Annotated in this window: 20 protein-coding genes; 7 read left to right on the top strand and 13 right to left on the bottom strand. The window is 69.8% G+C overall.

All coding sequences use genetic code 11. The features are described from left to right. Window positions 1–207: 207 nt before the first annotated feature. From AC3WQM_RS08865 to AC3WQM_RS08835, 7 genes are all read right to left on the bottom strand, one after another. Window positions 208–867: an aspartate/glutamate racemase family protein gene (locus AC3WQM_RS08865; protein WP_492678054.1), complete on the bottom strand. Its 660-nt coding sequence runs from the start codon at window positions 865–867 to the stop codon at window positions 208–210. 40 nt (window positions 868–907) lie between these two features. After that, on the bottom strand, window positions 908–2,362 hold the full coding sequence (locus AC3WQM_RS08860; protein ID WP_492678052.1) for an MFS transporter: 1,455 nt from the start codon (window positions 2,360–2,362) through the stop codon (window positions 908–910). 268 nt (window positions 2,363–2,630) lie between these two features. Next, window positions 2,631–3,662 (bottom strand): acyl-CoA dehydrogenase family protein, encoded by a 1,032-nt coding sequence (locus tag AC3WQM_RS08855; RefSeq protein WP_492678050.1) that lies wholly within the window; start codon window positions 3,660–3,662, stop codon window positions 2,631–2,633. Window positions 3,663–3,688: 26 nt separating this feature from the next. After that, on the bottom strand, window positions 3,689–4,879 hold the full coding sequence (locus AC3WQM_RS08850) for an acyl-CoA dehydrogenase family protein (RefSeq protein ID WP_492678048.1): 1,191 nt from the start codon (window positions 4,877–4,879) through the stop codon (window positions 3,689–3,691). A 40-nt stretch (window positions 4,880–4,919) separates the two neighbouring features. Further along, window positions 4,920–5,888, bottom strand: a complete 969-nt coding sequence (locus tag AC3WQM_RS08845; protein WP_492678046.1) for a tripartite tricarboxylate transporter substrate binding protein — start codon at window positions 5,886–5,888, stop codon at window positions 4,920–4,922. A 38-nt stretch (window positions 5,889–5,926) separates the two neighbouring features. Continuing rightward, window positions 5,927–8,014, bottom strand: coding sequence for an acetate--CoA ligase family protein (locus AC3WQM_RS08840; RefSeq protein ID WP_492678044.1), 2,088 nt, complete (start codon window positions 8,012–8,014; stop codon window positions 5,927–5,929). Between the two features lie 3 nt (window positions 8,015–8,017). Further along, the gene (locus AC3WQM_RS08835) at window positions 8,018–8,815 is read right to left on the bottom strand and encodes an enoyl-CoA hydratase (RefSeq protein WP_070059491.1); all 798 of its coding nucleotides are present in this window, start codon (window positions 8,813–8,815) and stop codon (window positions 8,018–8,020) included. Window positions 8,816–8,905: 90 nt separating this feature from the next. On the opposite strand from AC3WQM_RS08835, the gene AC3WQM_RS08830 reads away from it, so the two are divergent. Further along, window positions 8,906–9,670, top strand: a complete 765-nt coding sequence (locus AC3WQM_RS08830; protein WP_070059492.1) for an IclR family transcriptional regulator — start codon at window positions 8,906–8,908, stop codon at window positions 9,668–9,670. An 11-nt stretch (window positions 9,671–9,681) separates the two neighbouring features. Next, window positions 9,682–10,953, top strand: coding sequence for an OmpA family protein (locus tag AC3WQM_RS08825; RefSeq protein WP_492678042.1), 1,272 nt, complete (start codon window positions 9,682–9,684; stop codon window positions 10,951–10,953). Window positions 10,954–10,980: 27 nt separating this feature from the next. Here the strand turns inward: AC3WQM_RS08825 and AC3WQM_RS08820 are convergent, their stop codons facing one another. Next, a complete protein-coding gene (locus tag AC3WQM_RS08820; protein WP_062480494.1) occupies window positions 10,981–11,817 on the bottom strand; it encodes a MurR/RpiR family transcriptional regulator in 837 nt (278 codons plus the stop codon). 62 nt (window positions 11,818–11,879) lie between these two features. Beyond that, window positions 11,880–13,808: an FG-GAP repeat protein gene (locus tag AC3WQM_RS08815; protein ID WP_492678040.1), complete on the bottom strand. Its 1,929-nt coding sequence runs from the start codon at window positions 13,806–13,808 to the stop codon at window positions 11,880–11,882. Between the two features lie 149 nt (window positions 13,809–13,957). Between AC3WQM_RS08815 and AC3WQM_RS08810 the strand changes: the two genes are divergently transcribed. Beyond that, window positions 13,958–15,703 carry an ATP-binding response regulator gene (locus AC3WQM_RS08810; RefSeq protein ID WP_492678038.1) on the top strand — a complete coding sequence of 582 codons (1,746 nt, stop codon included), beginning with the start codon at window positions 13,958–13,960 and terminating at the stop codon, window positions 15,701–15,703. Here the strand turns inward: AC3WQM_RS08810 and AC3WQM_RS08805 are convergent. Further along, window positions 15,700–16,767, bottom strand: a complete 1,068-nt coding sequence (locus AC3WQM_RS08805) for an agmatine deiminase family protein (protein ID WP_492678036.1) — start codon at window positions 16,765–16,767, stop codon at window positions 15,700–15,702. The genes AC3WQM_RS08810 and AC3WQM_RS08805 overlap by 4 nt on opposite strands. A 98-nt stretch (window positions 16,768–16,865) precedes the next feature. Here AC3WQM_RS08805 and AC3WQM_RS08800 point away from each other — a divergent pair, with 98 nt between their 5' ends. Genes AC3WQM_RS08800 through AC3WQM_RS08790 form a run of 3 tightly spaced genes read left to right on the top strand, consistent with a single transcriptional unit; the run spans window position 16,866 to window position 20,141 of the window. Further along, on the top strand, window positions 16,866–17,777 hold the full coding sequence (locus tag AC3WQM_RS08800; RefSeq protein ID WP_492678034.1) for a LysR family transcriptional regulator: 912 nt from the start codon (window positions 16,866–16,868) through the stop codon (window positions 17,775–17,777). A 59-nt stretch (window positions 17,778–17,836) separates the two neighbouring features. After that, a complete protein-coding gene (locus tag AC3WQM_RS08795) occupies window positions 17,837–19,006 on the top strand; it encodes an agmatine deiminase family protein (RefSeq protein WP_492678032.1) in 1,170 nt (389 codons plus the stop codon). A 34-nt stretch (window positions 19,007–19,040) separates the two neighbouring features. Further along, the gene (locus AC3WQM_RS08790) at window positions 19,041–20,141 is read left to right on the top strand and encodes an agmatine deiminase family protein (RefSeq protein ID WP_492678030.1); all 1,101 of its coding nucleotides are present in this window, start codon (window positions 19,041–19,043) and stop codon (window positions 20,139–20,141) included. A 13-nt stretch (window positions 20,142–20,154) separates the two neighbouring features. Here AC3WQM_RS08790 and AC3WQM_RS08785 read toward each other — a convergent pair whose 3' ends face one another. Continuing rightward, window positions 20,155–20,802 (bottom strand): response regulator, encoded by a 648-nt coding sequence (locus AC3WQM_RS08785; RefSeq protein WP_492678028.1) that lies wholly within the window; start codon window positions 20,800–20,802, stop codon window positions 20,155–20,157. A 78-nt stretch (window positions 20,803–20,880) separates the two neighbouring features. Beyond that, on the bottom strand, window positions 20,881–21,381 hold the full coding sequence (locus AC3WQM_RS08780; protein WP_492678026.1) for a hypothetical protein: 501 nt from the start codon (window positions 21,379–21,381) through the stop codon (window positions 20,881–20,883). Window positions 21,382–21,608: 227 nt separating this feature from the next. Here AC3WQM_RS08780 and AC3WQM_RS08775 point away from each other — a divergent pair, with 227 nt between their 5' ends. Continuing rightward, on the top strand, window positions 21,609–23,270 hold the full coding sequence (locus tag AC3WQM_RS08775) for a GMC family oxidoreductase (protein WP_492678024.1): 1,662 nt from the start codon (window positions 21,609–21,611) through the stop codon (window positions 23,268–23,270). Here the strand turns inward: AC3WQM_RS08775 and AC3WQM_RS08770 are convergent. Continuing rightward, on the bottom strand, window positions 23,236–24,264 hold the full coding sequence (locus AC3WQM_RS08770; protein ID WP_492678022.1) for a LacI family DNA-binding transcriptional regulator: 1,029 nt from the start codon (window positions 24,262–24,264) through the stop codon (window positions 23,236–23,238). The two genes, AC3WQM_RS08775 and AC3WQM_RS08770, sit on opposite strands and share 35 nt — an antisense overlap.

Below are 24,264 nucleotides of genomic sequence, written 5' to 3'. Positions count from 1 at the left end.
CCAGCTGGGGTGTCGCGGTTTGTGCGACGGCGCCGAGGGAAGAGAGGAGAAGAAAAGCGAGGAAAGCGGAACGCGGTCGAAGGTGAGGCATGCAAGAAAGAAAACGAACGATGCGGCTTGCCCGATGTTTGCGGACAAGTGTGTCGTTTGATTCTAGAAGGCGTTCATCGCCAAAACGCCTCGCCTCTCACCGCCGCGACCATCGTCTCACGGTGTGACCGCGAGCTTCGAACACAGCAGTCGCATCGCGGCACCGATCGGTGCGATCACCGGCACCTCGAAGCGCGGTGCGAGCGCGAGCGCGGCCTGTCCGAGCGGACCGCCACCGATGATCACGGCCTGCGCGCCGTCGTCGTCGATGCAGCGCTGCACGGCCTGCGCCAGCGCTTCTTCGAGTGCCTTCGCATCGGCCGCGAGCGCACGCGGATCGCCCTGCGTGAGGCGGATGCCGCTGAACTGCGCGCGCAGCCCGAGCGCGGTGGCGCGCGCTTCGATGGGCGCCACGAGGTCGGGCGTGACGGTGGCGATGCCGAAGCGCCGCCCACCCTCGCCCGCCGCGAGCATCGAGGCTTCGGCGATGCCGACCACGGGCACGCCGGCCTCGCGCCGCAGCAGCGCCACGCCGGGGTCGCCGAAGGCGCTGACGATCACGCCGTCCCAGCCCTCGCCCGCCGCCGCGCGCCACACCTTCAGCACCTCGTGCGCGGCCGCGTTCAGCTCGTCTTCGTTGACGATCATCGGCGGGCCCTGCACCGCGGCGCGGCCGGTCACGCGGCAGCCGGCGGGCGCTTCGGCGGACGCGATGCCGACCATCATGTCGGTGGTGGCGACGGACGCGTTGGGGTTGATGAGCAGGATGTCGGGCATGCGGAAAAACGCTTTCTTTGGAGATCGTTCGTTGCGCGGTTCAGTTCGAGCGGGCCAGCGTCGCGCCCGGTGCGCGGTCTTCCGCCTCGGCTTCGCCGGGCAACGGCAGCGCATCGGGCGACTGGCCGTAGGTCTCGGGCACGCACTGCACGCTGGCGACGAACACCGCATACATCGCGGCGGCCAGGCCGAACACGCCGACCAGCCCGAAGCTGTCGAACAGGCGCCCCGCCACCAGCGGCATCAGCGCACCGGCCGCCGTGCCCGTGGCGAGGATGAAAGCCGTGCCGAAGGCGCGCACGCGCGTCGGGTACAGCTCGGGCGCGAAGATCCAGATGGTGGTGTTCAGCAGCAGTACGAAGAACTGGAACACCGCACCCGCAATGAGGATCACGACGATGCTCTTGGCGACGAAGCCGATGGTCAGCGCCGCGAGGCAGGCGCACACGGCGCCGGCCGTCAGCACGCGCTTGCGCGGAAAGTGAAAGCCCAGCAGCGAGGCCGCAATGGCGCCCAGCAGGCTGCCGCCCTGCATCACCATCGTGAACAGCAGGCTCTTGGACATGCTGTAGCCCAGCGTCACGAGGATGGTCGGCATCAGCGTGAGCACCGAGATCTGCGCGCCGTAGGTCATCCAGATCGTGATGCACAGCGGCACCGTGCGCCGCGCCAATGCGCCCCGGAAGATCTCGGTCACGCGCACCTTCGGCCGGGCGGCCTGCGCGAGCGTGCCATCGTCGGTGATGTAGGGATGCGGCGCTGCCGCCTTGCCCGACAGCCGCCCCGAGGCGAGGCGCGACAGCACTGCGTTCGTTTCCTTCACGCGGCCTTGTGACAGCAGGAAGCGCGGCGTCTCGGGGATGTAGCGACGGTAGAAGGCGCCCAGCAGCGCCGGCACCATGAGGCAGGCGAACAGCCAGCGCCAGGCGTTGTCGCCCGGGAACATCCAGAACACCAGCAGGCCGAAGCCCGGTGCGAGGAAGTTGCCGAGCCCGCCGGCGCCCACGTTGACCATCCCCACGGCCGTGCCGCGGAACTTGGTCGAGCAGAACTCGGCCAGCATGGTGACCGCAATGGCGATCTCGCCGCCCAGCCCGAAGCCCACCACCGCGCGGCCCAGCGCCATCACCGTGAAGTTGGGCGCCATCGCGCAGATGCCCGCGCCGAGCGTGAACAGCAGCAAGTCGATCGACAGCATCACGCGGCGGCCGTAGCGGTCGGCGATGAAGCCCGAAATGATCCGTCCGATGGCCGCGCAGGCAAAGGTGACAGTGTTCAGGAAGCCGATGTCCGACGCGCTCAGCCCCCACTGCTCGCGCAGCATCGGGCCGACGATGCCGACCGCGTTCTGCTCGAAGGCATCGAACAGGCAGCCGATGAGGATCAGGAAAATGATCGTGTGGTGCGAGCGCGTGACGCCGATGGTGTCGAGCGCGCGATCGAGCTCCGCGACGCGGGGCGAGTCGGGCCCGGAGGAGAGTGCAGGTCCAGCCATGGAAAAACCCCTTGAGAAGGAATGAAGTGCTTGCTTGCGCGGTGCAGCCCGGTGTCGCGGATCGCATCGTAGGCGGCATCGCGTTTGAATGGCATATGGATTTCACCTACTTCAAATAGTTGAAATTCAAATTTCATTCAGAAGCAAGCTCAAGCAAGCGGCATGCCGGGTGTTTTCCCCTCTTGAAGGCCGGATGTCGGGCCCGAACGCACGAACGCCCGCGGCAGGCGCACCTGCCGCGGGCGTTCGCGCACCGGCGCGGGGCGGCTCAGGACAAGGCCAGCGCCTCGACCTGGTCCAGCGCGCGCGAGGCACCGCCCAGGCGCGTCGCCAGGTGCTGCGCGCGCTTGAGGTACAGGTGCGCGTCGTGCTCCCAGGTGAAGCCCATGCCGCCATGCACCTGGATGGCCGTGCGCGTGGCCTGCTGCGCGCCTTCGATGGCCGTGAACTCGGCGGCGGCACAGGCAAAACGCCAGTCAGGCAGGCCGCCGTCGAGTGCGGCAGCGGCGTAGCGCACGGCCAGGCGCGCGTTGTCCACGCCCATCCAGGCGTTGGCGAGCTGGTGCTTGATGGCCTGGTAGCTGCCGATGGGCTTGCCGAACTGCACGCGCTCGCGGGCGTAGGCGCTGGCGAGGTCGAGTGCGGCCTGCGCGACGCCGACGAGTTCCGCCGACAGCGCGACGCGGTGGGCGGCGCGCACGCGGGCACGCGCCTCGGGTGCGATGGGGAGCGTCTCCCACGCGAGTGACGGCGCGGGAGCCGCCGGTGCTTGCCGCAACGTGGGATCGAGCGCATCGGATGCCGCGCCCTCGGGCATCGGCCGCAGCGCCACGCGCAGCGGCACGGCATCGTCATGCCAGCCCTGCACCACCACGAAATCGGAAGCCTGCCCCGCGTGGTCAATCCATGCATCGTCCTGCGCGATGCAATGGAAGGCGCGCTCACCCGCCATTGCCGCACGCACCCAGTCTCGCAGCGACTCGGGCGGTGCGTCGCCGCAGGCCTGCAGCCACAACGGCAACAGCACGGCGCTGCCGGCCAGTGGCAGGTTCAGCAGTTGCTGGCCTGCGGCCTCGGCCACGATGCAGGCCTCGCTCATGCCGAGCCCCAAACCGTCGTGCGCCTCGGGCACCAGCAGCGCCATCCAGCCCATGCCGGCCATGTCGGCCCACAGCGACTGCTGCGTGGCATCGGTCCAGGGCAAGGCGCGCCGTGCGCGCGCGAGCGGGTGGTGGTCGGCGAAGAAGCGGTGGGCCGACGCGTGCAGCATCTGCTGCTCGTCGTTCAATGCGAAATCCATGGCGGTCGTCGTGTCGTCGTCTTCAATCAGTTCTTGGGCAGGCCCAGCATCTGCTCGGCCAGGATGTTGCGCTGCACTTCGGAGGTGCCCGCCAGGATGGTTTCGGCGCGCGTCCACAGGTAGTCGCGCACCCAGGCCGCGGCCTGCGGGTCGGCACCCGTGGGCTCGGGGCCGGCCAGCGCGCGCTCGCCGAGCACTTCCATGGCGGTGGCAAGCAGCTTCTGGTGCGACTCGCTCCAGTGCAGCTTGGTCGACGAACCTTCGGGGCCCGGCGGGCCGCCGCGCATCGCATGCGTGAGCGCGCGGTACGACTTGAGCTTGAGCACATGGCTGTCGACCGCCAGCCGCGCGAGGTCGCGCCGCAGGTGCGGGCAGTCGAGCGCGGGGCGTCCGCCCCTTTGCACGCCGGCCGCCAGCCGCGTGAGTGCGCCCAGCTCCTGCGTGAAGCGCACCTGGCGCGGAATGAAGTAGGTGCCGCGCTCGAAGCTCGCGGCGGCCATCGCCAGGCGCCAGCCGCCGTTCTCTTCACCCACGAGCGCGTCGAGCGGCACCTTCACGTCCTCGAAGAAGACCTCGTTGAAGTCCGACTCGCCCGTGATCTGGCGGATGGGTTCCACGCGCACGCCGGGGCTCTTCATGTCGACCAGCAGGAAGCTGATGCCCTTGTGGCGCGCAGCTGTGGCGTCGGTGCGTGCGAGCACGAAGCAGTGGTCAGCAATGTGTGCGAACGAGGTCCACACCTTGTGGCCGTTGAGCACGTAGTGGTCGCCGCGCCGCTCGGCGCGCGTGGACAGCGCCGCAAGGTCCGAGCCTGCGCCGGGCTCCGAGTAGCCCTGGCACCAGATCTCGCGGTTGCTCAAGATTCCCGGCAAGTAGCGTGCCTTCTGCGCGTCGCTCGCGAAGTGGATCAGCGTGGGCGCCAGGATGCCGTGGCCGATGATGTTCACGCCCAGCGGCGCACCGATGCGGGCCTGCTCCTCATGGAAGATGGCCTGCCGCGTGAGCGGCCAGGCCTTGCCCCCGTGGGCCTCGGGCCAGCCCAGGCCCGACCAGCCGGCCTGGCACACGTGGTCTTCCCAGGCGCGACGCCAGGTCAGCTCGTTGGCGTCCGGCGCGCCGCCGGGCCAGGCCGCGACGAAGCGCGGATAGTGCGTCTCGAACCAGTCGCGCAACGTGAGGCGGAAGGCTTCGTCTTCCGCCGAGTAACCCACTTGCATGCTTGTCTGCTTTCTCGTTCTTGCTGATGGATCGCGCAGGTCAGTCGGCCTTTGCGCCCGAGTCTTTGATGACCTTGGCCCACTTGACGATGTCCTTGCGCAGGAAGGCGGCGAACTCCTCGGGCTTGTTGCCGATGATGTCCAGGCCCAGGCTGCGGAACTTGTCCTTCACCTCGGGTTCCTTGAGCACTTCCTGCAGCTCGTCGTGCAGCTTGTTCACGACCGCTGCGGGCGTCTTGGCCGGTGCGACCACGCCGAGCCACGGCATGGCTTCGTAGCCCGGCAGGCCCGACTCGGCGACGGTGGGCGTGTCGGGCAGCGACTGCGAACGCTGCGCCGTGGTCACGGCCAGCAGGCGCACCTTGCCGTCCTTGATGAAGGGGCCCGAGGACGCGTACGCATCGAACATCACCTGCAGCTGGCCGCCGATCATGTCGGTGAGCGCGGGCGCGCTGCCCTTGTAGGGGATGTGCTGCATCTTCACGCCGGCCACGCTGTTGAAGAGCTCGGCCTCCAGGTGCGTCGACGTGCCCGCGCCCACCGAGCCGTAGTTGGCCTTGTTGGGGTTGGCCTTGAGCCAGCTCACCAGCTCGCCCACGTTCTTCGCCGGAATGCTCGGATGCACCACCAGCACGTGCACCACCGAGGCCACCTGCGAGACCGGCGCGAAGTCTTTCACCGGGTCGTAGTTGACCTTGCTGTACAGGCTCGGCGCAATGCCCAGCGACGAAGCCGCGAGCAGCAGCGTGTGGCCGTCGGGCGCGGCCTTGGCGACGTACTCCGACGCGATCATGGTGCCGGCGCCGGGCTTGTTCTCCACCAGCACGGGCTGGCCCAGGCGCTTGTGCAGCCGCTCAGCGAGCAGGCGCGACATGATGTCGGCCGCGCCGCCGGGCGAGAACGGCACGACGAGCGTGACGGGCTTGGTCGGGTAGGTCTGCGCCACGGCGGTGCTGGCCGCCAAAGCGGCGGCTGCCAGGGCCACGCAGGCCAGTGCTTTCTTGAACATGGGATGTCTCCTGTCTCTGTCGATGGTTGTGGTTGTGTCTACGAAGCCAGGACCAGCGCGTCGAGCGCGCGCACGCCCTGGCCCTGTTCCTTCACGAGCAGTGGGTTGACCTCGACCTCGTCTGCCTGTTCCTGCAGCGCCAGCACGGCGCGTGAAAACCCGGCGATGGCGCGGCACGCGGCCTCGACGTCGCCCAGCGGCCGGCCGCGGTAGCCCGTGAGCAGCGGAAAGGCCTTGAGCTCGCCCAGCATGTCGCGCGCCATCGCTTCGTCGACCGGCAGCACGCGGTGGCTCACGTCCTTGTACAGCTCGGTGAGCACGCCGCCCAGGCCCACGGTCAGCGTCATGCCGAACACCGGGTCGCGCGTGGCGCCGAGGATGAGTTCGGCCTGCCCTGCTTCCATCTTCTGCAGCAGCGCGCCGTCGATCTGCGCCGTGGGCGCGTAGGCGCGTGCCGAGGCCATCACTTCGTCGAAGGCCTTGCGCACCTCTTGCGCATTGCCCAGGCGCAGGCGCACGCCGCCGGCTTCGGTCTTGTGCGCGATGTCGGCGCTGAGCACCTTCAGCACGACCGGAAAGCCCAGCCGCCCGGCCACGGCCGCAGCTTCGTCGGCCGTACGCACCACGGCCTCGTCGACCGGCTGCACGCCGAACTCGGCCAGGTAGCGCTTGGTGGTGTGCTCGTCGGCGCGGCCCGCCAATGCGACGCGCGCGGGCGCGGGCTGGCTGCGCACCTGCAGCCACGGGTTGTGCTTGCGCCGCTCCTGCCACAGCAGGAAGGGCGACAGCGCCGACACGGCCACGCCGATGTCCTCGAACACCGGCACGCCGCCTGCGCGCAACTGATCTCGCGTCTTCGCTGCGCCGGTGTCGATGGCGACGATCAGGCGCGGATGCTTCTCCGCCACGGCGCACAGGTCGTCGGCCATGCGGTCGAGCATGTAGCCCGGCGCGTAGACCACGATGGCGTCGATGGCGTCGGACACCGCCAGCGCTTCCATCGCGGTGCGCACGAAGCCGGGGTCGTTCACCACGTTGCCCGTCACGTCGACCGGGTTGGAGACCATGCCGTAGTCGGGAATGCCGGCGCGCAGCTGGTCCTGCAGCGGCTGCGGCAGCGTGGGCACGTCGAGCCCCTGGCCGATGAACTTGTCCGCCAGGATCGCGCCCAGCGCGCCCGAGATGGTGATGATCGCCACGCGCTTGCCCGCGCTGCGGTGCCGGTAGCCGGCCAGGTGCGCGAGCTGCGCCATCTGCGCGAAGTCGTGGCTCTGGATGATGTTGAGCTGGCGGAACGCCGCCTGGTAGATCTGCTGGTCGCCCGCCAGCGCCGAGGTGTGCGAGCGCACGGCCTCGGAGCCCTTCTCGGTCTCGCCGGCCTTGTAGAGGATGAGCAGCTTGTCGCGCCGCACGAACTCGGCCGCGGCCTCCATGAAGCGCGGGCCGTCGCGCAGCTCTTCGATGTAGCCGATGCCCACCTCGGTGGCGTCGTCCTGCGCCAGGTACTCGAGGTACTGCGCGAAGTCCACGCAGGCTTCGTTGCCGGTGTTGATGAAGTGGCTGAAGTCCACGCCCAGCCGGCGCGCAATGGCGTACACCGCAGCGCAGACGTTGCCGCTTTGCGTGAGCAGGCTCACGCGGCCCGGCCCCTGCTGCATCGGCGCGGTGTTGAACACCGAGGCGAAGTTGGTGTGGGCCTGCGTGTTGAGGTTGGCGAAACCCATGGCGTTCGGGCCCGCGACCACCATGTCGGTGGTGGCCACGAAAGCCTCCAGCTCGGCCTGCAACGCGGCGCCCGCGTCACCGGCCTCGGCGAAGCCCGCGGCATAGACGATGACAGCGCGCACGCCGCGCGCCTGGCAGCGCCTGAGCATCGGCGTGACCTCGGCCGCGGCCAGCGCGAGCACCACCAGGTCGGGCGCGGCGGGCAGTGCTTCGAGGTCGGGCCAGCAGCGCAGGCCGAAGACTTCTTCGTACTTCGGGTTGATCGGGTAGATCGCGCCCTGGTAGCCAAACTTCGTGAGGTGCGCGAGCGGCATGCCGCCGATGCGCGCGGCGTTGCCGCTGGCACCGACCACGGCGATGGAGGCCGGGTTCAGCAGGGGTTCGAGGCGGTGCAAGGTCATCGTTCAGGCGGAGGCGGGGTTCTTCTGGATGGCCGAGGCCAGGCCGCGGTCGCGGGCCGTGAGAAAGCCCTCGCTCAGGTGCGAGAGCTGGTGCGTGTCGAAGTGCGCGGCCAATGCGGTGCGCAGGCCCTGCGCGTCGAGCGTGCGGTTGATCGAGCGCTTGATCAGCCGCAGCCCGAACGGCGGCGCCTTGGCGATCTGCTGCGCGAGCGCCAGTGCGGCGTCGGCCAGCTCGGCATCGGGCACGACGCGGTTCACCATGCCGATGGCATGCGCCTCCTGCGCCGACAGCTTGCCGCCGGTGTAGAGCATTTCCTTGGCCTTGCGCGCGCCCATCACCCAGGGGTGGATCAGCACCTCGGTGGCCGCCGCGCCCAGCGTGTGGCCCACGGGGTCGCTGAAGAAGGCCGACTCGCCCGCGACCACCAGGTCGCACATGTTGGCGATCATGAAGCCGCCCGCCACGCAGGCGCCCTGCACCTGCGCGATGGTGGGCTTGGGAAAGTCCCAGATGCGCATCGAGTAGTCGAAGTAGCGCAGCTCTTCGTAGGCCCAGCGCTCTTCCACGGTGAAGTTCGCGCGCTCGGCCTGCGCCTGCTTGAGGTCGTGGCCGGCCGAGAAGTGCGCGCCCTTGCCGCCGAGCACCACGGCGTTCACCGTGTCGTCGCGCGCGGCGTCGTCGAAGGCGGCCATGAGCTCGTCCAGCATCTGCTGGCTCTGGGCGTTGCGCTGGGCGTCGCGGGCCAGCAGGATGCGGCGCACGGCGCCGTGGTGTTCGATTTCGAGGGTGTCGTAGGCCATCGTGTGTCTCCGGGTCGGTGTCTGGGGCGGGGTCAGTTTAGACTTCGAAATTCCTGCATCCCAAACACTAATTCCAATTTTTCCCACTATATGGACGAACCCAGAGAGACCGCCGGCGCCCAGAGCCTGCGGCGCGCCTTGCAGCTGCTGCGCCTGCTGGCCGAGCACCACGAGGAAGGCATCAAGCTCACCGAGGTGATCGCCGCCTCGGGGCTGGAGCGCTCCACCGTGCACCGCCTGCTGTCGTGCCTGGCCGAGGAGCAGTTCGCCGAGCGCGACCCCGACGGCAAGGCCTACCGCCTGGGCATCGACGCCATGCAGCTGGGCTTTGCCTCGATGCGCCGCGTGCCGCTGGTGGACTCTTGCCGCGCCCTCATGCAAAAGCTCGCGCGCATGTCGGGCGACACCGTGTTCCTCGTGATCCGCCAGGGCGACTACTGCGTGTGCCTGCACCGCGAAGAGGGGCACTTTCCGGTGAAGGTATTCACCACCGACGTCGGCGGGCGCCGCCTGCTCGGCCTGGGCGCGGGCGGGCTGGCGCTGATGGCCGCGCTCACCGATGCCGAGATCGACCGCATCCTCGAACGCCACACGGCCGAGTACGCGCAGGCCGGCTTCACCCGCGAGCGCATGAAGCAGGCCGTGAAGCGCACGCGCGCGGCGGGCCATGCGGACATCGTGGACACGCTCACCGAAGGGGTGTCGGGCGTGGGACGCACGTTTGCGGCGTCGGCCACGACGCTGGCGGCGATCAGCTTCGGCGCGATCACGCCGCGGCTGCCGCCGGCGCGCAAGAAGGAGATGGCGCTGTTGTTGAAGGCGCAGTTGCCTTCGGGTGACACAAACGCCCGGTAGGCTGCGCCCTGATGAAAAAGCCCGACCTCCTGTCCATCTTGAAGTGCGCTCTCGTTGCCGTCGCCTGCATGGGTGGCAGTCAGGCCCTGGCCTCGAGCAACAAGATCATCGGGGCGGCCGATGCACTGTTTCAACCGGGCGGTACCGCGATCACGCCTGCCAGCCAGGAGAAGCTCCTGCAGTTGGCGGAACGGGTCGATCAACAGGGCCAGATCGAGGTCATGATCATCCTGGGCCATGCCGAAGCCTCGGAGCCCGATCCGGTCGCGCTGAGCGAGCGCCGTGCGGCGGCGGCGCGCTTTCACATGATCCAGCTCGGGGTTCCGCCCCGGATGATCTACACGGAAGGGAAAGGGGCCACCCGGCCACTCGAGGGACAGGCTGCGGCGCTGCAGCGCCGCGCGGAGATCGAGTACGTGGGCCTCTACGACCAGACGCCAGGCACCAGCGGCTTTCGCCTGCTCGACACATGGCGGCGCATCGCTTCGAGTGCTGCGCCGCGAGACACGCAGACGCGGACGCACGACGCATGGGATGCGATGACGCCGCTGCAATTTCTGCCGCTCATCAAGGACGCAGCCCTGCGCGCGCGGTTCCTGCAGAAGTACCAGTTGCTCGCCATCTACCGGCAGGACGACGGCCTGCTCAGGCAACTGCAAGCCCTGGCCTCACCGGACGCGGTGCCCGACGTGCTGTCGCCCGCACTCATGGCCGCGGCCCTCGGCACACCCTACGCGCAGGCTTCGCTGGCAGCGGCACTGCCGCGCGTCGATGTCCGCACACCCGCGTCGCGCGATTTCGCGCGCGCCTTGTGGTGCGGTGCCCCTTTTGAATGGAGGCCCCTCATCGACCGGGCCACCATGCAGCGCATCCGGATTTCGCAGATGCTCGCCGACCTGTCACCCGCAGCCCAGCAAGCGTGGGTCGTGTGCGCTGCCCGGCGCGGCGGGCCGGAGGTGTCGGCGGAGGACCTGCGGTTCCTGATGTCGCACCGCCTGGCACTCGATGCCCCGGGCGGCCACGGCCGAACGGCGCTGCATGCGGCGGTTCTCTGGTCCGATCCGAGCGCGGTGCGGGCGCTGCTGGCCGCGGGGGCCAACCCGAACGCAGCGGACGCCGATGGGAAGACGCCGCTGCATCTGGTGCCTTCAGCAAGCCTCGGCCCCATGACCTTCACGACCTTGGAAACGAAACGCGCGCTCTGGGACGCACTGCTTGCCTCGGGCGCAAGCACCTCGATCGCGGACAAGCAGGGCACGCTCCCCATCCTCGAGCCGAAGTAGCGCACGCAGGCGCGCGAAGGCGCCCCCTCAGAGCTCGCCGTTTTCCTCGTGCCCCAGCTCGATCGCCGCCAGCCGTTTGCGCCCGGCCGAGCCGGCGGCCTCGATCACCATCGTGGCGATCAGGTCGCACACGCCCATCACGGCCGCGTGGTTGTCGAGCAGCCCCGGGCCGCGGCAGTCGCATTGCAGCGACCAGGTGGCGCCCGCGAAATCGGGCGAGGCGCGGTCGCTGATGTAGACGATCTTCGCGCCGACGCGCTGCGCGCCCGCCAGCAGCGTGTCGAGCTGGCGCGTCTGCCGGCGCGTGCCGAACACGATCACGCAGTCGCGCTCGCCCAGCCCCGCCAGGTGCTCGGCCAGCGTCTCGCCGGGGCCCGGAATGGCCGTGACGCGCGGCACCACCTGGATGATCTGCCAGCGCAGGTACAGCGCGAACGCGTGGCTGCTGCGCGTGCCGAAGATCAGCACCTGCCCCGCGCCGATGATCGCCTTCACGATCTCCGCCATCTGCTTGTCGCTCAGGCGCTCGAAGGTGCTCGCCAGGTTGGCCTGCGATTGCTGGAAGTGCGTGGCCACGAGGTGGCCGCGCTTGGAGGCTTCGGTCGCGTTCTGGAACAGCGGCGAGCCGGTCTGCTTTTCTTCGCGCACCTGGCGCCGCGCCTCTTCGTAGTTCTCGTAGCCGATGCGCCGGATGAAACGGCTCACCGTAGAGGGCGACACGCCCGCCAGCTCCGCCAGTTCGTTGCCCGCATAGCTGGCCAGCTCGCCGGGAAACTCCAGGACGAAATCGGCAAGCTGGCGTTCGGTCGCGGACAACTGGTCGAGCTGGCTGCGAACGCGGCGGACGAAGGAATCGGCGGACATGGGTGGGCGGTGGGAAGCGGCGCACGATGATGCCATGCGCGGCCTGCCGCCCCGCCCCGCACTCAGTAGAGATACACCGCGCCCGCAGCGGTCTTGCTGTTGTCGGCCAGGTCGCCGCCGATGCCGGTGGCGCCGCCACTCTCCCTGATCGCACCCACTGCCAACGTGCCGCCGTCCGCTGACAGGGCGAGGCCACAACCGAACAAATCCCCCGCATCCGTGTTCGATGCTTTCACGTAGGTTCGCTGAGTCCAAAGTCCGCCGCTGCGGGCATAAACGTAGGCGGCACCTGCAGACGGGGCGCTGTCGGCAGTGGCTCCCGCGGCGATGCCGATGGCGCCACCACCCTCGATAGGTGCTGCCACAGCCAGCAGGTTGCCGTCCGCCGACAGGGCGACGCGGAAACCGAAGGCGCTGTTCGCGCTCGCGTTCGGCGCCTTCACATAGGCCTGCTGCGCCCACGTACTGCTCCCGTCTTCGCGTGCAAACACATAGACCGCTCCGGCCTGCGGTGCGCTGTTGTCCGCCTGATTGCCGTCGATGCCGGAGGTACTGCTCGCCTCCATGTACGAGCCTACCGCCAGCGTCCGACCGTCTGCCGACAAGGCCAGGCCAGAGCCGAAGAGGTCGCCCGCCCCGGTGTTCGATGCCTTCACGTAGGCCTGCTGCATCCAGACGCTGCCAGTCCGGGTGTACAGGTAGACAGCACCGGAATCCCAGGCTGTGCTGTCCGCCTGATCACCGCCGACTCCGGTGGCGCCGCTGTCCTCTCCAAGCGAGCCTACCGCCAGCGTGTGGCCGTCCGCGGACAGCGCAATCGCGTGGCCGAAGCTGTCGCCCGCCTTCGTGTTCGACGCTTTCACGTAGGCCTGCTGTGACCAGCCGCTGCCAGTACGGACATAGACATACGCAGCCCCGGCGTAAGGCGCCGCGTTGTTCGACAAGCTGCCGTCGCCGATGCCGGTGGTGCTGCTGCCCTCCCAGATGGCGCTCACCGCCAGCGTGTGGCCGTCCGCCGAAATCGCCACGCCGTAGCCGAACCGGTCGTCCACCCCGGTGTTCGATGCCTTCACATACGCCTGCTGCGCCCAGGTCTGGTCCGAACGGGTGTACACGTACACCGCACCGGATTTCGACGCCGCGTTGTCCGACTGACTGCCATCGACGCCGGTGGCGCCACTCGATTCATGCGGCGCGCCGACCGCCAGCGTGTCACCGTTTGCAGACAGGGCCACGCTGAAGCCAAACCAGTCGTCCGCCTCGGTGTTTGACGCCTTCACATAAGCCTGCTGCGTCCAGAGGCCGTTCATGCGCCTGAACACATAGACGGCGCCAGCGTCGGCGGCGGCATCGCTCGTCTGATCACCATCGATGCCGGTTGCGTTGCTGTCTTCCAAATACGCCCCGACTGCCATCGTCCCGCCGTCGGCCGACAGCGCCAGGCTTACCCCCAACTGGTCATTCGCTGCGGGGTTCGAAGCCTTCAGGTAGCCGATGGCCTGCGTCGGGTCCGGCACGAGCGGCACCGAGTTCGCACTGCAACCCGCTGCATTGCAAGCGCGCACCGTGTAGCTCGCGTTGAGCCTGCGGTGCAGCGCGACGGTGTGCTGGAAGTTCGTCGCCTGCAGGTCGGTGGCGATCACGCCCGGCTCTGCCGGACCGGCGCCGTCGGGGTCCTCGGTCAGCTGATACGACGTCGCGCCGGACACCGGCAGCCAGCTGAAGTCGTAGCGCTTGGGCGCATAGCGCACCTGGAGGTCGGCGGGTGCATCGGCGGGTGCGGTTTCAGGTGTCGCGGGCACCTCGGGTACGGCGGGCGTCGCGGTCTGCGAAGGGGGGAGCGATGGAAAGAATCCTCCACCGCCGGAACCACCACCACCGCCGCATGCAGCCAGAGCAACCAACAGCCCCGACAGCACGCATCGGCTGGCAAGGCGCCACGGCGCGACAGCCCCTGAAGAGGTGCGCGAACTCGATTCGAAAGGCAGCATGAATGACCTTTGGGAATGACGACGGGCGCGATCCTAGGTTTGCTTTCGTGCGCGCGCATTGGACTAAAGTCCCATGACGCCCCCCACGCCACGCGTTACCTTGAGATCGCCACCTTCGGCGATCCCACCTCCTCCCCCTTCACACACCGATGAGCGCCACCCCACCCACGACGCCCGCCGACCCCGTCTTTGCCGCGCGCATGGCTGCCTTGCGACGCAACTTTCCGTTCTCGCTGCTCGGCGTGATGCTCACGGCGGGGCTGGTGGTCGCGGCGCTGTGGGGCGCGGTGCCGCACGAGCAGTTGCTGGCCTGGGTAGCCGCCAACGCGGTGCTGACGGCGGCGCGCGCCTGGCAGGTGGCGCGCTACCGGCAGGCCGAGCACGACCCGGGCGCGCTGCGGCGCTGGCGGCGCGGCGCGATGGTCGGCGCGGTGCTCGGCGGCTTGCTGTGGGGGCTGCCGCTGGCGGGGTGGATGCTGCAGGTGTCGCTGCCGCAGCAGATGTTCATCGTGGTGGCGATGCTCACCATGGGCACGGGCGCGATCTATGCCTACTGCATCGACCTGGGGCTGCTCTACGGCTTTCAGGTGACCTACTTCGCACCCGCGATCCTCGCGATGGGCACGCTCGACGACGTGCTGCTGCGCGTGATGTCGGCGGCCGGCGTGCTCTACCTGTTCGTCACGCTGGCCTTCGCGCAGCGCATGTACCGCACGCAGGTCGATTCGCTCGAGCTGCGTTTCGAAAACCTCTACCTGCTGCGCCAGCTGCGCCTGGAGAAAGACGCGGCCGAGCGCAGCGACCTCGCCAAGTCGCGCTTCCTCGCCGCCGCCAGCCACGACCTGCGTCAGCCGGTGCATGCGCTGAGCCTGTTCGTGGGCGTGCTGCGCGGGCAGGCGCTGCCGGCGGCGAGCCGGCACGTGGTCGACAGCATCGGCCGCGCCGCCGCGGCGATGGGGCTGCTGTTCGAAGGCCTGCTCAATGTCTCGCGGCTCGACGCGGGCGTGGTGCGCGTGAAGGCACGGCCGTTTGCGCTGGCGGGCCTGCTCGACCAGATCCAGCTGGAGTTCGCGCCGCAGGCGGCGGGCAAGGCGCTGTCGCTGCGCTTGCGCGCGGGCGATGCCGTGGTGCACTCCGACCCCGCGCTGCTCGACCGCGTGCTGCGCAACCTGGTGGAAAACGCGATCCGCTACACGGCGCGCGGCGGCGTGCTCATCGGCTGCCGCCGCGCGGGCGCCGACGCGCTGCGCATCGAGGTGTGGGACACCGGCCCCGGCATTCCGCCCACCGAGCAGGAGCAGGTGTTCTGGGAGTTTCATCAGCTCGGCAACCCCGAGCGCGACCGCACGAAGGGGCTGGGCCTGGGCCTGGCCATCGTGCGCCGCACGGCCGCGCTGCTGGGCCATCCGCTGGCGCTGCGCTCGCGCGTCGGCCGGGGCACGGTGTTCTCGGTGACGGTGCCGCTGGCACGCCAGGCGCTGCCCGCGCCCGAGGCGCCGCCCGCGCCGCTGCCGGCCGACACCGGCCGCCTCGTGCTCGTGGCCGAGGACGACGGCGAAAGCCGCCTGGGCCTGCAGCTGCTGCTCGAAAGCTGGGGCCTGCGCGTGATCGCGGCCGAAGGCGGCGACGAGCTGCTGGCGCTGGCCGCGCGCCAGCCCGGCAAGCCGGCGCTGATCGTGAGCGACTACCGCCTGCGCGCGGGCGAGACCGGCATCGACGTGGTCGACCGCCTGCACGAGGAATACAACGACGACACCATTCCCGCGCTGATCGTGAGCGGCGACACCGATCCGCGCCGCCTGAGCGACGTGGCGGCGCGCGGCTGGCAGATGCTGCACAAGCCGGTGGACCCGGCGCAGCTGCAGGCGACGGTGTCGCAGCTGATCGCGCCCTAGAAGCCGCGCGCGGCCAGGCGATTCCCCCGCATCGGCTGCTGCTGCGTCGAGCAGTGCACGGCGCCGCCGCCCCGCGAGATCGCATCGATGGGCAGCAGCTCGACGCGCCGGCCTGGGAACGCACGCGCGAACACCTCGCGCGCCTGCGCATCGCGCGGCACGCCGAAGGCGGTCGAGATCACCGCGCCGTTGACGAGGATGTAGTTCGAATAGAGGTCGCAAAAACGCGCGCTGCCGTAGGTGTGCACGTCGCGCGGCACGGGCAGCTCGAGGATCTCGAAGCGACGGCCGCACGCGTCGGTCGCCAGTTCGAGCGCGCGGCGGTTCTCCTGCATCGCGCGAAAGTAGTCGCCCTGGTCGGGGTCGGCCGCATTGAAAAGAATGCGGGCCGGCGCGATGAACGACGCGATGCCGTCGATGTGGCCGTCGGTCTCCACCTCGGCCGCGTGGCCCGGCAGCCAGACGATCTTGTGCACACCGAGCATGCGCCGCAGCTCGGCCTCGATCTGCGGCTTGCGCAGGCCCGGGTTGCGGTTCGGGTGCAGCAGGCAGCTCTCGGTGGTGAGCAGCGTGCCCTGCCCGTCCACGTAGAAGGCGCCGCCTTCGAGCACCATGTCCGAACGCACCAGCGGCACGCCGGCCAGCGCGGCGATGTCCGCGGCGGCGCGCTGGCAGCCGTCATGCGGGTGGTACTTCTCGCCCCATGCGTTGAAGCGGAAGCCCACCGCGGTCTGGCTGACCTGGTGCTCGTCGACGAGAAAGATCGGGCCGCAGTCGCGCAGCCAGTTGTCTTCGGCCGCGATGGGCACCACGCGCACCTGCGGGCCGCAGGCCGCGCGGGCCGCGTCGGCCAGCGGTGCATGCGCGGCCACGATGCAGCGCTGGTAGCGCGCGATGGTGCGCGCCAGCAGGCCGAACGCGCGGCAGACCGCGTCGTAATGCGCGCCCCACAGGGCTTCGCGGTGGTCGAGCACCGGCCAGCCCAGCCAGGTGGCGGCCATCGGCTCCCATTCGGCGGGCATGCGCAGGCCGGCGCGCCGGGCGTCGAAATCGTTGGAAATCAAAGGGTCCTTCAGAAGAAATTGCAGGGACGCCCACTCTGACTTGAATTCCTTCGATGAAAAAGCGACATTTCTTGGCTGAATTCATCGACTCCATTCATATGTCCAACACCCGGCTGCCCTCTTTCAAGTTCCTCATCGGCTTCGAGGCGGCGGCGCGCCTGGGCAATTACTCGCGCGCGGCGGAAGAGCTGTTCGTCTCGCAGTCCGCCGTGAGCCACCAGATCTCGCAGCTGGAGCAGCAGGTCGGCCAGCCGCTGTTCCGGCGCAAGGGGCGCGGCGTGGAGCTGACGGTGGCGGGCAGCCTGCTGCTGGACAGCGTGGGCAAGTCGCTCGAGCACATCCGCAACGGGCTGGCCCGCATCGAGACCTACATGGACGACCGGCTCGTCACGCTGGTGTGTCCCGCGCCCGTGGCCAGCGGCTGGCTGCAGCCGCGGGTCGACCGGCTGCTGCAGGCGCACCCCGACCTGTGCCCGATCATTTCGGTCGACGAAAGCGCGCGCTTCATCGACGAACTCGACGTGGACATCGCCATCACCCGCGCGCCGCTGCGGCAGGAAGGCGTGTTCGAGGTGCCGCTGCTCACCGACGAACTCGTGGCCGTCGGGCCGCCCGCCCAGAAAGAAGATGCCAACCTCGGCCTGCTGTGCCTCGAAGAAGACCTCACGAGCGACCGCATCGGCCCCTTCATCCGCACGCATTTCGGCGGCCTGCGCAAGGCCGCGATCTACGACGACCCGCGCCTGGTGCTCGACGCGGCCTTGCGCGGCCGGGGCATCGCGCTGGTCTCGCGCCTGCTGGCCGACGACGCCTTGCGCACGGGGCAATTGCGGCAGTGGCCGGACACCCCGAGCCTGCCGCTGGGCACCCTCTGGATCGCGTGCGCCGAAGGCCCCTCACGCCTGCCGCTGGTGCGGGAGGTGTTCAACAGCCTGCGGCGGTTTGCGCAGGAAGACGCTGGCGATATGAGCCAAATCGATCAATCCATTGAAAAGACATCAATTGTGTAGATAGATAGGCGTCGACAGAATCCGGGGCTTCCTAGAACTTAGTAGTAACCCTGATTCCAATGACAACGCGACGCACTCTCCTGAGCCTGGGCGGCCTGGGCCTTTTCGGTGGACTCGTGACCGCTTGCGGCGGCGGCGGTGGTGGTGGGGGCAGCGGCATGCTGCCGCCCTTCCCCGTGCCCATGCCCACCCCTTCGCCGTCTCCCGCACCCGCCCCGGCACCTGCGTCCGGCTGGCGCATGCCCGACGAAGGCGACGCCCACCGCGCCGTGTGGATGGCCTTCGCGGCGCGCGAATCCATCTGGACGGCCGAGATGCGCCAGCCGGTGTTCCAGGCGCTGGCGCGCATCGCCAATGCCATCAGCGTCTACGAACCGGTCAAGATGCTGGTGAATCCCGCGGATGTTTCCACGGCCCGCCAACTGTGCGGCTCCAACGTGCACCTGATCGAACACGCCATCGACGACCTCTGGATGCGCGACACCGGCTGCGTCTTCGTGCGCAACGCCCGTGGCGAGCGCGCCGCCGTGAGCTTCAACTTCAACGGCTGGGGCAACCAGCAGGCCCATGCACGCGACGCCACGTTGGCCGCGCGCATGGCCGAACTCACGGGCGTGCCGCTGCTGCGCAGCAGCCTCGTGATGGAAGGCGGCGGCATCGAGGTCGACGGCCAGGGCACGGCGATCATCACGGAGAGCTGCGTGCTCAACAAGAACCGCAACCCGGGCGTCAGCAAGGCCGATGCAGAGGTCGAACTCAAGCGCATGCTGGGGCTGGACAAGATCATCTGGCTGCCGGGCATCGCGGGCCGCGACATCACCGACGGCCACACCGACTTCTATGCGCGCTTTCTCAAGCCCGGCGTGGTCGTGGCGGCGCTGGACACCGACCCGAAATCGTACGACCACGCCGTGACACACCGCCACCTGGAGCTGCTGACCGGCGCCACCGATGCGCGCGGGCGCCCCTTGCAGATCGTCACGCTGAAGACGCCCAGCCAGGTGCGCCCCACCTTTGCGCGCAAGGAGTTCGCGGCCGGCTATGTCAACTTCTTCCTCACCGACAAGGCGGTGTTCCTGCCCGAGTTCGGCGACGCCGTGGCCGACAGCGCGGCCCGCACCGCACTGGCCGCGCACCTGCCCAGCCACCAGATCGTGCAGCTGGACATCGACGCCATCGCCGCGGGCGGCGGCGGCATCCACTGCACGACGCAACAGGAACCGGCGTGATGCCGCGCCCCCTCCCCTGATTCCGGAGACCGACATGCACCTTCCCCTGACCCGCCGCCGCCTGCTGCACGGCATGGGCCTGGCGCCCCTGGCCTCGTTGGGCCTGGTCGCCACGGCCACCGCTGCGGCGCCCGACACCTGGCACATGCCCGACGAGGGCGACGCGCACCGCGCCACCTGGATGTCCTTCGGCCCCAGCGAACGCGTCTGGGGGCGGCGCCTGCTGAAGCCGGCGCGCGAGCACCTGGCGCAGATCGCCCGCACCATCGCCGCCTTCGAGCCCGTGCACCTGCTGGTGCGCGAACAGGAGCACGAGCTGGCCGCGCGCCTGTGCGGCAACCGCGTGACGCTCGAGGTGCAGCCGGTGGACGACCTCTGGATGCGCGACACCGGCCCCGTGTTCGTGCGCAACGGCGCGGGCGAATGGGCCGGCGTCGATTTCAACTTCAACGGCTGGGGCAACAAGCAATCGCATGCGCGCGATGCCGAAGTGGCCGAGTACGTGACCGACGCCGCCGAGGTGCAGCGCCTGCGCACGCGGCTCGTGCTCGAAGGCGGCGGCATCGAGGTCGACGGCGCGGGCACGGCGATCATCACCGAGAGCTGCGTGCTCAACGCCAACCGCAACCCGGGCCTGCGCAAGGAGGCCTGCGAGGCCGAGCTCAAGCGCCTGCTGGGCCTGCGCAAGATCATCTGGCTGCCCGGCATCGCGGGCCGCGACATCACCGACGGTCACACCGATTTCTACGCGCGCTTTGCCGCGCCGGGCGTGGTGGTCGCGGGCCTGGACGACGACCCCGACTCCTACGACCACGCCGTGACCCGGCGCCACCTGGAGATCCTGCGCCAGGCCACCGATGCCCGCGGCCAGCGCCTGCGCGTGGAAGTGCTGCGCGGCCCGGAGACGGTGCGCAGCACCTACGAGTCGGACGAGTTCGCGGCGGGCTACATCAACTTCTATGTCTGCAACGGCGCCGTCATTGCGCCGCAGTTCGGCGACGCGCGCGCCGACGGCAACGCCCGTGCGCTGCTGCGCGAGCTGTTCCCCAAGCGGGAGGTGGTGCAGCTCGACATCGACGCCATTGCCGCCGGTGGCGGCGGCATCCACTGCACGACGCAGCAGCAGCCGCGCTGACCGCGTTGCGGCGCTAGCGCGGGCGCCCGAGCATCCCCGCGCGCCGCGCCGCGATCACGGCCTGCGTGCGGCTGGTCACGCCGAGCGCGCCGAAGATCGCCGAGATGTGCGCCTTGATCGTCTTCTCGCTGGTGGCCAGGCGCAGCGCGATCTCGGCGTTGCGCAGCCCTTCGCACAACAGCTGCAGCACCTCGGCCTGCCGCGCCGTGAGCGTGCTCAGCACGTCGGTGGGCGTCGACAGCACGGGCAGCGACGCACCGCCCGCCGGCGAGGCCTGCACCACGTTCTGCTCGCCCGCCATGACGCGGCGCAGCGCGCCCATGAGCTGCTGGCTGTCGGCCGACTTGTGCACGAAGCCCTGCGCGCCGGCATCGAGTGCGGTATCGATGTCCTGCGGATCTTCGGAGGCCGACAGCACCAGGATGCGCAGGCCGCCGCGCCGCCGGTGCAGCTCGGCCAGCAGGGCCGCGCCACCGAGGTCGGGCAGGTAGTAGTCGGTCATCACCGCGTCGAGCTGGGGCAAGGTGGCGAGCGCCTCGAGCGCTTCGGCGCCGTTGCGGGCCGTGGCGACGGTCATCGTCGGCTCGGCTTCGCGCAGCGCGAGGAACAGGCCTTCGCGAAACATCGCGTGGTCGTCGATCAACAGGATGGTGGCGGGCATCCTTCGATTCTGGCGGCAACCGGCGTCGAACCCCACGGTTCCCCGTGGGTGCCGGAGGAAACCCGCCGGGTATCGCCCTCAGCGGTCGGCAGGCGGACGGCGCGCCGCCGCCGTGCGCGAGCCCGGCCGGGGCGACATGCGCGATGCCGCGCGACGGTGGCGCAGCACGCGCGAACCCCGGCGCCCTGGCGGTGCCGACGTCGGTGCCTGCCGGTGGGCCTCGAACCGCGCTTCCTTCTGCTTCAGGTAGTGCATGAGCACGTGCGACACCATGTTCAGCCCGATGGTGCCGAACGCCGCCGGAAAGATGTACAGCGCGATCGACAGCTCCGATGAGAAGACAAGATCGTCCGCCAGCGAAGGCGTGGCCTGCGCCAGCCGCGCCAGTGCGCGCAGCAGGAAGATGTCCGCACCTGCCAGCACGATCAGCAGCAGGCCGAAGGCCAGCACGGTGGTCTTGGAGAACTCGCGCCGCACGAACAGCGTGACGAAGATCGCGGCGGGCAGCACCAGCGAGCACAGCACCAGCCCCCAGAAGCGGACCTCGGTGAATATCGTCGCGTCTGAAAGCAGGTGCATGGGCAGAGCGTTGAAGGGCGGGCGCAGGGTCGAGCGCTCCGAAGGCGCATTGGGCCACGGGGGGCGCGTTGCAATTTGTCCGCTGGGTGAAGCATCGGTAAAGCCCCCGGGGGGCCCACGGCAGGGGAAACCCGTGGAGTCCGACCCCGGGGACGCTGGCCACAATGCCGGTGCGCGCATCGGCGCACGGGCATCCTCACATCCAACGACAAGAAGGACCAGAAGCCATGGCGGAATTCGACTACGTGATCGTGGGCGGCGGCTCGGGCGGCGCCACGCTGGCCTCGCGCCTGAGCGAGGACCCGTCGGTGACGGTCTGCCTCATCGAAGCCGGCGGCGACGGCCGCGGCATCCTCGTGCGGGCGCCGGCCGCCGTGGTGGCGATGCTCCCGGGCCGTCCGCGCATCAACAACTACGCCTACCAGACCGTGCCGCAGCCCGGCCTGAACGGGCGGCGCGGCTACCAGCCGCGCGGGCGCTGCCTGGGCGGCTCCAGCGCGATCAACGCCATGCTCTACGTGCGCGGCCACCGCGAGGACTACGACGACTGGGCGCGCGCAGGCTGCGCCGGCTGGAGTTTCGACGAGGTGCTGCCGCACTTCCTGCGCGCCGAGGGCAACCAGCGCGGCGCCAGCGCGCTGCACGGCGCCGACGGCCCGCTGCAGGTGTCGGAGCAGCAAAGCCCGCGCGCCATCACCGAGGCCTTCGTGCGCGCCGCGGCCGAGTGCGGCATTGCGCGCAACGACGACTTCAACGGCCCCGAGCAGGAAGGCGCGGGGCTCTACCAGGTGACGCAGTTCCACGGCGGTGCGAAGAACGGCGAGCGCTGCTCGGCCGCCGCGGCCTACCTGCACCCGGTGATGGACCAGCGCCCCAACCTCTCGGTGATGACCGGCACGCAGGCCCTGCGCGTGGTGCTCGAAGACCGGCGCGCGGTGGGCGTCGAGGTGCGGCGCGGCGGCAACGTCGAAACCATTCGTGCGCGCCGCGAGGTCGCGCTGTGCGGCGGCGCCTTCAACTCGCCGCAGCTGCTGATGCTCTCGGGCATCGGCGACCCCGACGAGCTCGCGCGCCACGGCATCGCCGTGCGACACGCGCTGCGCGGCGTGGGGCAGAACCTGCAGGACCACTGCGACTTCATCGTCGCCTACAAGTCGAAGCAAACCGACATGTTCGGCATCGGCCCGGTCGGCGGGCTGCACCTGCTGAAGGCCATCGGCCAGTGGCGCCGCGACGGCACGGGACTGGTCGCCACGCCGTTCGCGGAAGGCGGGGCCTTCATCAAGTCGTCGCCCGAGCTGCGCCGGCCCGACCTGCAGCTGCACTTCGTGATCGCGATCACCGACGACCATGCGCGCAAGCTGCACGCGGGCTTCGGCTTCTCGTGCCATGTGTGCGTGCTGCGCCCCAAGGGCCGGGGCGACGTGCGGCTGAACGACGCCAGCCCCGACTCGGCGCCGCGCATCGATCCGCGCTTCCTGGCCGACCCGGAAGACATGGCGCTGCTGCTGCAGGGCGTGAAGAAGACGCGCGAAATCATGCGATCGCCCGCGCTCGAAAAGTACCGCCACCGCGAGGTCTACACCGCCGACGCCCACACCGACGCGCAGCTCGAAGCGCACATCCGCGCGCGCGCCGACACCATCTACCACCCGGTGGGCACCTGCAAGATGGGCGTGGATGCGATGGCGGTGGTCGACCCGCAGCTGCGCGTGCACGGCATCGCGGGCCTGCGCGTGGTCGATGCCTCGGTGATGCCGACGCTGATCGGCGGCAACACCAACGCGCCGACGATCATGATCGCGGAGCGCGCGGCCGGCTGGATGCGCGGGCCGGCCTCCTTCGCGGCATCCGCTACGGCAGCGCCGTCGATGAGCCTCGCACCATGAGTTCGCCGGGCAGCAAGAGCTGACGCGGCGCCGCGTCGAGCCCGCGCAGGCGCTCGATGAGGCAGGTGGCCGCGGCGCGGCCGATCTCGTCGGTCGGCTGCGCCACGGTGCTCAGGCCCGGCCCGATGAGCGAGGCCCATTCGGGATCGTCGAAGCCCACGAAGCCCAGGTCGGCGCCGAAGCGCCAGTCCAGCCGCGCCATGGCCTGCGCCACGCGCAGCGTGACCACGGCATTGCCCGCGACCACCGCCGCGCGGCGGCCCCGTTTGGCCCGCTGGCGCAGCGCGCGCAAGGCGTCGTCGAGCGCGTCGTTCTCGCCCTCGACCGATTCGAAGACCTCGCCCGCCACGCGCGGCTCGTGCGCGGCCACGCAGGCGCCGAAGGCGGCCGTGCGCTCGCGCCGCGAGCTCACGCCCTTCTGCGGCTCGGTGACGTACAGCAGCTCGCGGTAGCCGCCCTCGACCAGGTGGCCGCAGGTGTCGCGCATGGCGGCGTGGTTGTCGAGCGAGACGAAGTCGGTGTGCATGCCCGTGTGCCGGCGGTCGACCAGCACGGCCGGCTTGCCGTGCAGCGTGACCGCATCGACCACGTTGCTGCCGCGCCCCAGTGTGTTGAGGATGAAGCCGTCGACCTGGTAGCCCGCGAGCGCATCGATGGCCTCGCGCTCGCGTTCGCTCTCGTTGCCGAGGTTGAACAGCATCACGAGGTAGCCGGCGTCCTGGCAGGCCTTCTCGGCGCCGCGCAGCACGGCCACCGAGTACGGGTTGGTGATGTCGGCCACGATCAGGCCGATGAGCCGCGAACGGCCGTGGCTCAGCGCCTGCGCCATCGGGCTGGGCGAGTACGCCAGCTTGGCGATGGCGGCCTCGACGCGCGCGGCGATGTCGGGGCTCAGCAGGCGCTCGCGGTGGTTCAGGAAGCGCGAGACGGTGGCCTTGGAGACGCCCGCGGCTTCGGCGACGTCGGCGATGGTGGCGCGGCCTGTGGGCTTCAT

The organism is Variovorax sp. FW301-JW7, from assembly GCF_058788795.1.
This window is presented reverse-complemented; position numbering and strand designations above follow the sequence as displayed.